We start from the raw sequence: 13,278 nt of genomic DNA, 5'->3' as shown, positions 1-13,278 counted from the left end.
GGCTCCGGCGGCGACAGGGTTTGGCGAGGCGGGTTTACTCCAGGTCTTCGTCATTGCCCCTCCGTTCAACCCGGCCATCCCATTCGAGGGTCGAGATCATGCCGGCTTCGCGCATGCCGGCGCGCTGCACCGAAGACAGGCCCGGGCTGCGCTTGAGCGTGGCCAGAACATCGGTGAGCTGAGCGAGGTCGCGCACTTCGATTTCAAAGATCATCTGGTGGAAGTCGGGCGAAATCATCCGCATCACGAGATTGTTGATGTTGGCGTCGCAGGCGGCAATGGCCGAGGAAATCTGCGCCAGCGAGCCGGGGCGGTTGACCGATTCCATGGTGACCACAGTGGGGTAAAGCCGCTCTTCACCGCCACCATCGAGGTTCCAGCGCACATCCACCCAAGCCACATCGCTGTCATGCAGGTCGACCAGCGCTTCGGAATGGATGGGATAGACGGTGATCGGCACATCGGGCTGCAGGATGCCGACCAAGCGATCGCCAGGCACGACCCCCTCCCCCGAAATAGTCACAGGCATGTGGAAGTCGAGCTGGGCAAGAGCGGCGCGGGCGCGGGCGCCGGCGCGCTGGCCGCCGGGCACGCGGAAGCGGAAGAGGTCAGTGGCGCGCAGGGCGAACCAGCCATCGGCGGTATCGGCGACGGGCAGATCAAGCTTGCGGCGGCGTTTGCGGAGGCCCTTGAGCGCGGCGAGTTCGGTTCCCAGCTGCTCGCTGCCGATCTTGCCTTCGCCCACCGCGATCAGCAGTTCGCGCTTGCTCGGCATATGCAGGGCTTCGGCCAGCGCCTTGGCTTCGCTTTCCTCGAGGGATACGCCTTCGCGATCGAGGAGCATGTTGAGAACGCTCTCGCCAAGCGCCAGGGCGCGCTGGGCGGCGGCGTTGCGCACGGAACGGCGAATGGCCGAGCGGGCCTTGCCGGTCGCGGCAATGCCGATCCAGTTGGCGGGCGGCAGGTGGTTGCGGTCGCGGATGATCTCGACTTCATCGCCACTGCGCAGCTGCGTAACAAGCGGCAGGATGGCGCCGTTGATCTTGGCGCCTACGCAGGTGTCGCCGATATCGGTGTGGAGCGCATAGGCGAAATCGATGGGGGTGGCGCCGCGCGGCAGCGCGATCAGCCGGCCGCGCGGGGTGAAGCAGAACACCTGATCCTGGAACAGCTCCAGCTTGGTGGATTCCAGGAAATCCTCGGTGGTGGCGCCGGCGGTCAGATGCTCAATGGTGGAGCGCAGCGAGCCATAGGCCTGCGATTCCTGCTCGAGCCGGCCCATATCGGCGGAGGCGCCATCCTTGTAGAGGCTATGGGCGGCGATACCGAATTCGGCGATCCGGTCCATTTCCTCGGTGCGGATCTGCAGCTCGGCGCGCTGCCGGCCGGGACCCACGATCGTGGTGTGGATGGAGCGGTAGTCGTTGTGCTTGGGGACGGAGATATAGTCCTTGAAGCGACCGGGCACGAGCTTCCAGCGGGTGTGGACCACGCCCAGCGTATGGTAGCACTCGTCGATCGAGCCCACGATCACCCGGAAGCCGATCATGTCCGAGAGCTGCTCGAGGGCGATGGATTTGCGCTCGATCTTGGTGAAGATCGAAAAGGGCGACTTGACCCGGGCCTTGACGCGCGCGGTGATCCCTTCGCTGGCGAGGCGCTCGGTCAGCTCGGTCGAGATCGTATCGATGGCTTCGCGGTAATGGACCTTCATCTGGTCCAGCCGCTCGGTGATGGCCTTGTAATGTTCGGGCTGCAGGATCTTGAAGGAGATGTCCTCAAGCTCGTTGCGCATGTCCTGCATACCCATGCGGCCCGCGAGGGGAGCATAGATATCCATGGTTTCCTGGGCGATGCGCTCGCGCTTGTTGGCCGGCATATATTGCAGCGTGCGCATATTGTGCAGGCGATCGGCCAGTTTGACGAGGAGGACGCGCACATCCTGGCTGATGGCCAGCAAGAGCTTGCGCAGGTTTTCGGCCTGGGCTTCCTCGCGTGACACGAGGTTGAGGCGCTCGATCTTGGTCAGGCCATCGACAATGGCGCCGATTTCGGGGCCAAAGAGCTGGTCGATCTCGGCGCGGGTGGCGTCGGTGTCCTCGATGGTGTCGTGCAGCAGCGCCACGGCGACCGAGGCGTCATCGAGCTTGAGGTCGGTGAGGATCGCGGCGACTTCGAGGGGATGGGCAAAATAGGGGTCGCCCGAGGCGCGCTTTTGCGTGCCATGCTTTTGCATGGCATAGACATAGGCCTTGTTCAAAAGCTGCTCGTCGACGTTCGGGTTATACGCCTGAACGCGTTCGACGAGCTCGTATTGCCGCATCATATCAGGGCCGCCCCGCCAGCGGTGAGCTTAGTGCATTGAAACCAAATGAGAAGAGGCGTTCGACAGCTGCCGAACGCCTCCCAGTGATATAGGGATATTGCCAGATCGTGCAATCTGCAGATCCGGCTAATCGCCGCTAAATTCCTAGTCGTCGCGACGCTCAGGCGGAGCAAGGCTCTCGATGCCGCGCAGCAGCTCTTCTTCGCTGATGGTGTCGAAGTTGAGCGAATCTTCGTCGCCGCTTTCGATCAAGGGTGCTGCATGCTGCTCGGGCTCGTCGACCTCGACATATTTCTGCAGCGAATGGATCAAGTCCTCGCGCAAATCTTCTGGGGAGATAGCGCCATCGCCGATCTCGCGCAGGGCGACGACCGGGTTCTTGTCGTTGTCACGGGCGACGGTGATCTGCGCACCCGAGGCGATCATGCGGGCGCGATGAGCGGCCATGAGAACCAGATCGAAACGGTTCTCGATCTTTTCAATGCAGTCTTCAACGGTGACGCGGGCCACGGACGTCTCCAAATTGGATGGGGATGAATGGGTTGCTTACACCAATGCCGGCAACAGCACAAGGTTTGGTGCGACAGCAGAAATGCAGGTGGCGCCGATGGTTCCGGCACCGAAAGAGCCAGCGGGGGAAAGGGACTGCCCTGCCCCAGCCCTTTAGCCGCGGCCACCTTCCTTCATGATGCGGGCCTTGTCGCGGTTCCAGTCGCGGTTGCGCTCGGTTTCGCGCTTGTCGTAGTTCTTCTTGCCCTTGCCGAGGCCAATCAGCACCTTGGCGCGGCCCTGATCGTTGAAGAACAGCTTGAGGGGCACAATGGTGTTGCCGGCGCGGGACACCTCGGCATCGAGGCGCGCCAACTGCTTGCGCGACACCAGCAATTTGCGCGGGCGGCGCTCTTCGTGATTGAAGCGATTGGCCTGCAGATATTCAGGAATATGGGCATTGATCAGCCACAGCTCGCCCCTTTCGGGCGAGGCATAGGCTTCGGTGATCTGGGCCTTGCCCAGGCGCAAGGATTTAACCTCGGTGCCGGTCAGCACCAAGCCTGCTTCAAGGGTGTCGACGATTTCATAGTCAAAGCGCGCGCGGCGGTTTTCAGCCACGAGGCCATGGCTGATCACGCCGTTCTTGGCTTTGTCATTTTTTGCGGACATAGGGGCCTAGATAAGACCTGCATGGGCCATTGCAAAGTCCATGGCCTCCTGAGCGGGCTTGCTGATCGGGCAGATCGGCAGGCGCATCTCATTGGCGCATAGATTGAGGCGATTGGCCGCATATTTGGCGGGAGCAGGACTTGGCTCGATGAACAGGTCCTTGTGGAGATAAGCCAGCTTGTCGTTGATCGCGAGCGCGGACTTGAAGTCACCCGCTAGGGACAGCTCCTGCATCTGCGAGCAAAGACGCGGCGCCACATTGGCGGACACCGAAATGCAGCCCCGGCCGCCATGGGCGTTGAAGCCCAGCGCCGAGCTGTCATCGCCCGAGAGCAAGATGAAGTCCTCACCGAGCTTGGCGCGCTGCATGGCCGCACGCTCGAAGCTGCCAGTGGCATCCTTGACGCCGATGATATTGGCATGGGCCTCGCGCAGGCGCGCAATGGTATCGACGGTGAGATCGACGGTGGTGCGGCTGGGGACGCTGTAAAGAATAACCGGAATGCCGATGGCGCCGGCAACGGCCGAGAAATGCTGGAACAGCCCTTCCTGGTTGGGCTTGTTGTAATAAGGCACAACCGAGAGCACCGCGTCGGCGCCGGTGGCTTCGGCAAAGCGCGCGAGCGAGACCGCCTCGTCGGTAGAGTTCGAGCCGGCGCCCGCGACCACGGGCACGCGCTTATTGGCGACCTCGACACAGATTTCGACCACGCGCTGGTGTTCGGCATGGGTCACGGTCGGGCTTTCGCCGGTGGTGCCAACAGGAACCAGCCCATGCGTGCCTTCGGCAATCTGCCAGTCCACAAAGCTGGAGAAGGCTTTCTCATCCACCGCCCCGTTGAGCATGGGGGTGATGAGCGCCGTTATTGATCCTCGCAGCATTTGATGGAAATTTCCTCGTTGAGTGCCACACTTGTGACTTGGGCGAATGCAATAGACCCACTCATAGTGGGCTCCTGAGACTGGGCAGCATAGTTTTTGTCGCCAGCGACCACAAGGGAGCCTGCAAAGGCAAGCTAGCCGACAAGGCAGCAACACAGCGTTTACCCTCATAGGGCAAGCTGGCGCTTCTCGCAAGAAAGTGGCGCCGGCCAGATGTGGATCAACCAGCAAGGCACGACGATGACCGGCCATATTTATGCAAGCCTTCTGGCGATGACGCTGGCGCTGCTGCCGGCCACCCCCGTGTCGCATCTGGCAGCCCACAAGGGGCAAGACCCGGTGATCACCGGCTCGCTGCCAAGTCCCCCTGCCCCCCTGCTCACGGCAGCCGCGCCCCCGGTCATGGCCAGCATGGGCATGGCACCAGTTCGCCCAATGCCGAGCAGCGTGCCAGCAGCGGCTAAAGCTGACCCCAAAGGCTCAGCCGCCTTCCAGGAAACACTGGCGGCGCTCGCCGATGGCGATGCCAGCACTGCTTTCACGCGGGCCAAGGGCCTGCCTAACCTCGCCGAGCGACGGGCGCTGCAATGGGCCGCGATTTATTTCCATCGCGGGGACGTTGGCTTTAGCGATATTGCCGAATTCGCCGCGGCCGCTCCGGCCTTTGCCGACGGCAGCGTATTCAAGAGCCGGGTGGAACAAGCCCTGCTGGCGCAGAGACCCAAGGACGCGGACGTGATTGCCGCGCTCGGTGACGAGCCCGCGACGCTCGAAGCTCAAATCCGGCTGGCTCAGGCCCTGCTTGCTAGCGGCGACAAAGAACGCGGCGCGGCTCTCGCGCGCCGCGTGTGGAGTGAAAATGCTCTTACGCGCGAACAGGAATCGCGCGTGCTGGCCAAGTTGGGTTCGGCGCTGGATCGCGAGGCGCATTGGGCGCGCGCTACCTATTTGATGATGCATGACCGCGCCCAGGGCAGCGAAAGGCTGCTGCCCTATTTGAGCGAAGCCCAGAAAACCCTGGTGGTGGCGCGCGCCGCAGTTTCCCGCGATGCCCCCAATGCCAAGGCGCTGCTCGACAAGGTGGATCCTGCCGTGCGGGACCACCCGGTCTATCAGTTCTCCCGGGCGCAACGGGCGCGGCAGTTCGAATTGTGGGACGATGCAGTCGCCTGGCTCAATCGCGCCAAGGGGGAAGTGCCCGAAGCAACGCTGTGGTGGGGCGAGCGGCGCGGGCTGATCCGGCAATTGCTGGCGGCTGGCAAGCCGGAGCTCGCCTTTGCGGCAGCGGCAGGCTTTACCTATGGCTCCGATGGTCGGCTCGTGGAGGCCAATTTCCATGCCGGCTGGATCGCACTGTCGTTCCTCAACGACGCGGAACTGGCCAAGACCCATTTCAGCGAAATGGCTACTCATGCCACCCTGGCTGATAGCGTGTCGCAGGCCAAATACTGGCTTGCTCGCGCCGAAGGCCAGCTCGGCGACACGGAAGCGGCAAAAGCCGCCTTTGCGGCAGCCGCCGCTTATCCAACCGCCTATTATGGCCAATTGGCCCGGGCCGAACTTGGGCAGACCGGGGCAGGCATTCGCCCCCTGCCCAGCTGGCGCGACAGCGCTGCACTGTTTGAAGCCAATGAAGTGGTGCGCGCGATCCGGATGCTGGAAGCCAATGGCCAGCACGGCATGGCCCTGACGCTGTTGCGCCAATTTGGCAGTGAACTCACTCAACCCAGCGACCTGTTGCTGGCGGGGCGTCTCGCGCAGGAACTTGGCGCACAGAATGTTGCCATCGCCATCGCTGCGGCCGCCGAGCAGCAGGGCATCGCCCTTGACCTCCTGGCCTTCCCCAAGGACGAGCGCATTGTCGAGGCCAAGCTCAAGGCCGACCCTGCGGCGGTGCTGGCGGTGGTGCGGCAGGAATCCATGTTCCAGATCGACGCCGTGTCGTCGGTGGGTGCCCGTGGGTTGATGCAGTTGATGCCGGGCACCGCCAAGGAAACCGCAGCCAAGGTGGGGGTGGAATATTCGCCCGAACGGTTGTTGAGCGATCCCGGCTATAATGCGCTTTTGGGCTCGTTCTATCTCGAGGCGCAGTTAAAGCGGTATGATGGCTCGCTGCTGCTGGCGGCGGCGGCTTACAATGCCGGGGCTGGCAATGCCAACAAGTGGATCAAGGCGTTTGGCGATCCGCGCGCCGACAATGTCGATCCGGTCTTGTGGGTGGAACTGATCCCCTTCCCCGAAACCCGCAAATATGTGCAGCGGGTTATGGGCAATTACCTCGTGTATCGCGAGAGGCTCGGGCATGACGCCATTTCCGCGCAAGCAGCGCTGCGCAGCATTCGATGAGCCGCGATTTTGCTTGAGAACCGGAGGGCGGCTGGCGTAACTGGGGCCACCTCAACAGCAGAAGCTTAATGGCCCGCAAGCGCTTCGTTCCACCCGACCACCCGGCTTTTGCCGGCTTGCCGATCCAGACCATCACCGCACGCGATACGCCCATCGCCGTGCATGTGCAGGGGCAGTTGTCGAGCCGGCGGTTGCCGATCCTCTGCATCCCCGGCTTTCAGCGCAATATGAGCGATTTCACCGAGTTCGCGGCATTCTTCCGCGGGTTTGACGGGGGGCGCTGGCCAGCGGTGCTGCTGGATCTGCCGGGCCGCGGCCGCTCGGGCGATCCGCAACGCATTGCCGACTATGGCGCCGTGCGGGCGGCCGAGGACGTCGCGGGTGTTCTCGCCGCCCTTGGCATTGATCGCGCGGTGGTGCTTGGCCAGGGTTATGGCGGGCAAGTCGCCATGGCGCTGAGCGTGGCGCATCCATTACTGCTCGCGGGGACCGTACTGCTCGACGCGGGGCCGGTAACCGACGCGCGCGGGATCGTGCGGCTGCGCAACAATATGGGCCATGTGGAAAGCCTGCGCGGGACGAAGTATCTAACGGCCAGCTTCCGGCGCATGCTGGCCGGGGACTATCCCGGGCTGGGCGACGCACGGCTCGAAGCACTGATGGGTCGCACGCATTTCGTGGATCGGCGGGGCCGCGCGAAGCCCCTTTATCACGCCAAGCTGCTTGAGGCGCTCAATAGCATCAGCATCGATGATGAACTGGAGCCGCAATGGCCGATGTTCGACGCCCTGCGCTGTGCGCCCCTGCAATTGCTGCGCACCCAGCTTACCGACCAGTTGCGCCCGCAAATCTTTCGCGAAATGGCCCGCCGCCGGCCGGACGCCCAGGCACTGACCATTGCCGGGCAAGGCTCCCCGGCCCTGTTCGACCAGAAGGAAGAGATGGAGGCCATCTGCGCCTTTCTGGTCGGGATCAGCAAACAAGAGCTCGGCAAAGCGGCGTAGGGCGACCCGCTATTCGGGAATGGTGACGACGATACGGCGATTAAGCCGGCGGCCTTCGGCCGTGGCATTGTCGGCAATGGGGTTGGATTCCCCATAACCGACGGCATAAAGCCGATCGGGGCTGATCCGGCGCAGGATCAGTGCATCAACCACAGCCTCGGCGCGGGCGACAGACAGGGCCAGATTGGCGCGATCGTCGCCCTCTGAATCGGTATAACCCTCAATATGCACCACGGCCTCCGGACAGGCGGCGAGGTCGCCAGCCAGCTCGTCGAGCGCGCCCTCGGATTCCGGCGCGATCCGCGCGGCTCCAGATGAAAAGAGAATGGAATTGCGGGCAGAGAACTCCGCCAGCGTCGCGCGGCAAGCGGTGAGGTCTGCCTTGGTGGACGAGGGGGCGGGAGTTGGGGCGGCTGCAGCTGGCTTGGCGGCCGGTGGCGGCGTGGGCGCTGCGGGGGCCTTGGCTGGTGCAGGTGGTGGCCCAGCGGGCGCCTGCGCCGGTGCGGGCACGCTCGTCGCGGGCGCCGGGCTTTGAACCGGGGCCACTGCCGGTGCGGCAGGCACTGAAGGCGTGGCGGGCTCCTCGACAGGCTCGGGAGCGCTGGGTGCTTCCGCTGGTGGGGGAGTTGACGGCATGGCTGTGGGTGCGGGGCGTGGCTCGGCGGGCGCAGCAGCCGCAGGCGTGCGAGACTGGGGCCTTGGTGCGGGCGCCTGAGCCAGCTTGAGTGACCAAGCCGCGGGCGGAATGCGGCCGGCATCGAGCGCCTCGGTCACTGCGGTCTCATCACGATCCAAGGGCAGTTCGCCCGTAAGGCTCCAGCCAGTGCCGTCAAACCGAACGGTGCCCGAGCGCAGCAATTGGAGGGCATCGAGCCCAGCGAGGATATTCTCGCCAAAGCCCGACGGGGCGCCTGGCGCGATGCTGGTTTGGTCAACTGCCGAGGGACCGGCATGCGACAAGGCTTCAAGACCCAGATCCCTCGTGGGCAAGGAACCCGATAGCAGCACTTCCCCGGTAGCGGACTTGCTGGCCGACCAGCTATAGGCGGCGGGTTCAGGAAGCGCGATCTCCGCCCGGGCGAGCACCAGGCCCGCCGAAAGGCCTGCAAGGCTCTGCATGATCAGATCATGATCATAGCCGGAGCGGGCCACGCCGCTCAGCGTCACAATGTTCTGGCGGAGCGCGAAGCGCCCCTCCCCTAGCCGCTCCAGCACCTTGATCCCGAATTGCAGGCCCGCGTCATAAAGCTCGGGCGCACCACTGCCAAGCTTGAGCCAGTTCACATCGGCACCGGGCACCTCAGCCAAGCGATCGCGAGTGGCCTCATCGGGGGCATAGCCATCAAAGACCAGCGCTCCACCGGGTTGCCGCGTCGCCGAGATCCAGTAGTCCTCTACCCGCGGCGCGGGGAGGTCGATAATGGATTGCGAGGTTCGCGGGGCCACTTGCGCCTGAGCCAAAACGGCGGAGCTGGCCGCTATCCCGATTGGCAACGAAACAACGGTCACCAGCAGCAACGCCGATTGAAGGACCTGTTGAAGGGGAACGTATCTGCTCACGGCTGGTGCTCGCTTCCTGATAGCTCAATACTTGCCGGTAATTACGGCCTTTTTCTGCAGCAATGGTGGGATTGGCGACTTTGTCGCGCCTGCCGCTGTCCGAATGCTGGGGGCAGCATCGGCGACACGAGTGAAGCCCCGATTAATGCGGCAGGCAAAAAAGAAAGGCCCGGCAATGCCGGGCCTTCCAAACGACTAGCCGAAGCTAGCTCAGCTTATTCGAAGGTCTTCTGTGCACGAACGGTCAGGCGGTAAGCCTCGTTCGAGTAAACTTCAGCCTGAACGCCCGAGGTGAAGTCGGTGCTCGGGGACCAATCGAGACGAGCAGCGCCGTAGTAGACATTGTCGTCTGCGTCTGCGGTCTGAAGCGGCAGCAGGTCTTCGTTGAAGTAGCCACCGATTTCGCCGGTGAGCTTCAGGGTCTCGGTGACCGCGAAGATCAACTGGGCAGCCACCTGGAGCGCGTCGCTCTGGGCAGTGCCGGCGAAGTTAGCCGGAGGAGCCTCGAAGTCAGCCGAGAAGTAACGAGCGCCGAGGTTGATCGACACACCTTCGGTGACGTTGGCACCAACGGAGCCAGCGACGCCGTAGCCATCGTTGACCTCACCAGCGATTTCCGAACGCTGATACTCACCCGTCAGAGCCAGAGTGAACATGTCGAAGGTTGCAGCACCCGACACCAGGCCGTGGAAGCGGTCGATTTCGAAGATGTCGTTGTTGTAGTAACCAGCAGCGGCCGTGATACGGAACGCGTCGAACTTGCCGGTGACGCCAGCATGAGCGCCCCACTCGTCGATTTCGCCGTCCATCACGCCGATACCGAAACCGGTCAGGTGAGCGGTGATGTTTTCGCCAGCATAGCTGACAACACCAACCAACGAACCGATCCGATCGGTGGCGACATTCTGCACGCCCCAAGCGTCACGGCCATCGATGTTTTCGAGACCAACACCGACCTTGACGCCATTGCCAACATCCGAGGTAACCTGGATTACCGAGCCGCCGAGAACGTCGAGTTCGTCGTCGTTGTCGAACATCACGCCGTTGTCGACGCCGCTGTAGCCGAAGGTGCCGAGGAAGTTGAGCGGCTGGCTGTCACCGAAGAAGGCGATCGAAGACTTGCGACCAGCCATGATGGTGGTGGTGTCGCCGATGGAGACATAAGCCTCATCGATATGCAGCGGCTCGTCATCGCCCCATGGGCTGGGAGCTTCGTTGCGGTAGCGAACGGCGTCAACCTGCTTGAGTGTCAGGACAGCCTTGGCAGGGCCAAAATCGCTCGACGAGGTGCCAACGAACTTGAGCCATGCGGTAACCTTGGTCTGCCAGTCATTCGACTCGCCAGGAACGCCGGGTGCAATACCACCAGGCCCGAGGTTCTCGCCGCCAAAATCGGGACCAATGAAGTCAGGGCTACCAACGTTGCCGGGGAGCCAGTATTCGTTGCCAATTGGCGTCAGGGCATCGTCATCAGCAGCGCGGTAATCGCCGAAGCGGAATTCGTAAGCAACGCCGCCCGAGATCTGCAGGCAGTTGGTGTCGGACGAGATCGTCAGGCCGGACAGGCCAAGCGAGTCACAAACGTCGAGCGAAGTGAGAACGCCCAGGTCGGCGGCGAAGCCAGCGGTCGAGAGACCGGCAGCAGCAACAGAACCGAGGATAAGGCTCTTGAGTTTCATTGTTGTTGACCTCCAAAGTCAATTCTTGGTGCCGGTTGCCCAGCGGTGCCGTAACGCGACCACACTATCGTGGTGCAGTGTGTTGCCGTCGCGTCGCGACCGACAAACGATCCCATGCATGGATTCGCAAGACCCACTCTACGCATACGCCCAGAGTACGCAATCACAGACAGGCCGTTTTGCCGCCGCAGCAATATGGTTGCGAAGTGGATGTTGCAGATTCAGCACAGGAACGTGAACTTCCTGTTAATAGTCGTTAACATCGGGTTAATTTGCTTGCCGCGCGAGCCACTTAGCAGGGGATCGGGATAGATTTAACGAGTTGAAGCCGTGGTTTTGACTGCTTGGTGTGGCATCATGCTTTGGCAAAAGATGGCGGCATTGTGCTGGGAACTGGGCGAGGGTGAGCATGAGCAAGGTTGCGGTAGTAACCGGTGGGAGTTCGGGAATCGGCCTTGCGGCCGCCCGGGGTTTGGCAGAAGCAGGCTATCAGGTAGCGATCTGCGGACGAAACGCGGAAGCGCTGGAGAGCGTAGCCAATTCGATTGATGGCCATTGGGCGCGCTGCGATGTCACCGATGACCGGGCGGTCGCGGCCTTCTTTGCCGGCGTAGTGGAGCGTTACGGGCGAATCGACCTCGTCTTCAACAATGCGGGGCGGTTTGCGCCCACCACCAATTTCGGTGACCTGCCCGTGGAAACCTGGCGGGAAATGATCGACACCAATCTCAACGGCGCGTTCTACGTTGCTCGCGAAGCCTTTCGGCAGATGCGCAGCCAAACGCCGCAGGGTGGGCGCATCATCAATAATGGTTCGATCTCGGCCTATACGCCCCGCCCGGGCGCTGCCTCTTATACTGCATCCAAGCACGCGATTACCGGGTTGACCAAGGCGATCTCGCTGGACGGGAGAGCGTTCAACATTGCCTGTGGCCAGCTCGACATCGGCAACGCCGCCACTGACATGACGAGCGGGATGAACGGCGGAGCGCTGCAGGCTAACGGGACGATCGCGCCCGAGCCCACTTTCGATCTAGGATATGTGGTGGAGGGCTTGCTCTATATGGCGAGTTTACCGCTCGAGGCCAATGTGCAGTTCATGACGGTGATGGCGACCACCATGCCGTATATTGGCCGGGGCTAGTTAAGCTCGATATTGCTCGGTGCCGTTGATCCAGGTGGCCATCACTTCTCGCGACGCGGAGAGATGGACAAAGCTGGCAACGGCGCCGGGGCGGAGATGGCCGTGCTCGGCTTCGGCCCCAATAGCTTCGGCTGGATAAAGCGAGGCCATCCGCAATGCTTCCTCCCAAGCCACGCCAATCTCGGAATGCATGAAGCGGACGGCGTCGATCATATCGAGATCGGCGCCAGCGAGGGTGCCGTCAGCCAGGCGCAGCGCGCCATCGGCGCGATAGATGGTGCGGCCATTAAGTGTCAGCGTGCGCAGGTCGGTACCAGTCTGCGACATCGCGTCGGTCACGAGGAAGATGCGCCCCGGACCGGCCTTGCCGCGCAGCGCAACGGAAATGGCGGCGGGATGGACGTGGATCCCGTCGGCGATGAGACCCGCGAACACTGCGCCATGCATGAGCGTGGCACCGACCACTCCCGGCTCCCGATGGCCCAACTGGCTCATGGCATTAAACAGGTGCGTGGCCATGGTAGCTCCCGCGGCAAAGGCGCGCGAAGCGGTGGCATAGTCGGCATCGGAATGGCCGATGCTGACGGTGACGCCAGCCTCGGCCAGCGCCGCAATTTGCTCTGGAGTGACGGTTTCAGCGGCTACCGTGCAAATCAGATACGGGAGAAGTGTTACAGCGGCTTGCAGTCGCGCGAGATCGGCAGAGGTCATCGGACGGATCAGGCTGGGATCGTGCGTGCCCTTGCGCGCCACGGCGAGGTGCGGGCCTTCCAGATGCAGCCCGAAAAAACCAGGCACCCCAGCAGAGGCGGCCTGCGCCCCGGCGGCAATGGCGCGTTCGTTGACCTCGGGAGTGTCCGTGATCAAGGTCGGCAACAGCGCGGTGGTGCCGAACTGGGCATGGGCGGCGCAGATCGTGCGGATGGCCTCAAGGGAGGGATCATTGTTGAAGAGCACGCCACCGCCGCCATTGACCTGGAGATCAACGAACCCAGGCACGACGCTGCCGCCCTCCAGCACGACGCGCTCGGCATTGCCGGGAATCTGATGTGCAACCACGATCGCGGAGACGTGGCCGAACTCCACCAGCAATGCTGCATTCTCATGCCAGCGCTCGCCATCAAAGATCGGAGCGCCGGAAATGGCCAGAAGATCGCTCATGGGCGGAGGTCCGTG

10 protein-coding genes are annotated in these 13,278 nt (G+C 62.8%); 3 read left to right on the top strand and 7 right to left on the bottom strand.

From position 1 onward, the window contains the following. Positions 1-34 precede the first annotated feature (34 nt). From HRQ64_RS07865 to dapA, 4 genes are all read right to left on the bottom strand, one after another. Positions 35-2,326: a bifunctional (p)ppGpp synthetase/guanosine-3',5'-bis(diphosphate) 3'-pyrophosphohydrolase gene (locus HRQ64_RS07865; RefSeq protein WP_127752507.1), complete on the bottom strand. Its 2,292-nt coding sequence runs from the start codon at positions 2,324-2,326 to the stop codon at positions 35-37. A gap of 144 nt (positions 2,327-2,470) precedes the next feature. Continuing rightward, positions 2,471-2,836, bottom strand: coding sequence for a DNA-directed RNA polymerase subunit omega (gene rpoZ / locus HRQ64_RS07860; RefSeq protein WP_127752506.1), 366 nt, complete (start codon positions 2,834-2,836; stop codon positions 2,471-2,473). A gap of 153 nt (positions 2,837-2,989) precedes the next feature. Beyond that, positions 2,990-3,487: an SsrA-binding protein SmpB gene (gene smpB, locus HRQ64_RS07855; RefSeq protein WP_127752505.1), complete on the bottom strand. Its 498-nt coding sequence runs from the start codon at positions 3,485-3,487 to the stop codon at positions 2,990-2,992. 6 nt (positions 3,488-3,493) lie between these two features. After that, a complete protein-coding gene (gene dapA / locus HRQ64_RS07850) occupies positions 3,494-4,369 on the bottom strand; it encodes a 4-hydroxy-tetrahydrodipicolinate synthase (RefSeq protein ID WP_172122881.1) in 876 nt (291 codons plus the stop codon). A 240-nt stretch (positions 4,370-4,609) separates the two neighbouring features. Here dapA and HRQ64_RS07845 point away from each other — a divergent pair, with 240 nt between their 5' ends. Together HRQ64_RS07845 and HRQ64_RS07840 are read left to right on the top strand one after the other, a co-directional pair. Then, entirely contained in the window at positions 4,610-6,715 is a 2,106-nt protein-coding gene (locus HRQ64_RS07845) for a lytic transglycosylase domain-containing protein (RefSeq protein ID WP_172122880.1), read from the top strand. 68 nt (positions 6,716-6,783) lie between these two features. Next, complete coding sequence (locus tag HRQ64_RS07840) at positions 6,784-7,719, top strand: alpha/beta hydrolase (RefSeq protein ID WP_172122879.1); 936 nt, start codon at positions 6,784-6,786, stop codon at positions 7,717-7,719. A 9-nt stretch (positions 7,720-7,728) separates the two neighbouring features. Here the strand turns inward: HRQ64_RS07840 and HRQ64_RS20470 are convergent, their stop codons facing one another. Further along, entirely contained in the window at positions 7,729-9,165 is a 1,437-nt protein-coding gene (locus HRQ64_RS20470; RefSeq protein WP_172122878.1) for an OmpA family protein, read from the bottom strand. 329 nt (positions 9,166-9,494) lie between these two features. Continuing rightward, complete coding sequence (locus tag HRQ64_RS07830; RefSeq protein WP_172122877.1) at positions 9,495-10,958, bottom strand: hypothetical protein; 1,464 nt, start codon at positions 10,956-10,958, stop codon at positions 9,495-9,497. A 409-nt stretch (positions 10,959-11,367) separates the two neighbouring features. Here HRQ64_RS07830 and HRQ64_RS07825 point away from each other — a divergent pair, with 409 nt between their 5' ends. Then, a complete protein-coding gene (locus tag HRQ64_RS07825; protein WP_172122876.1) occupies positions 11,368-12,102 on the top strand; it encodes an SDR family oxidoreductase in 735 nt (244 codons plus the stop codon). Here the strand turns inward: HRQ64_RS07825 and nagA are convergent, their stop codons facing one another. Beyond that, positions 12,103-13,263 carry an N-acetylglucosamine-6-phosphate deacetylase gene (gene nagA / locus HRQ64_RS07820; protein ID WP_172122875.1) on the bottom strand — a complete coding sequence of 387 codons (1,161 nt, stop codon included), beginning with the start codon at positions 13,261-13,263 and terminating at the stop codon, positions 12,103-12,105. Positions 13,264-13,278: the final 15 nt, after the last annotated feature.

This window comes from Devosia sp. 919 (assembly GCF_013185965.1).
GTDB lineage: Bacteria > Pseudomonadota > Alphaproteobacteria > Rhizobiales > Devosiaceae > Devosia.
Note: the sequence above shows the minus strand (reverse complement) of the source record. Positions and strands in the feature narration are given on the sequence as shown.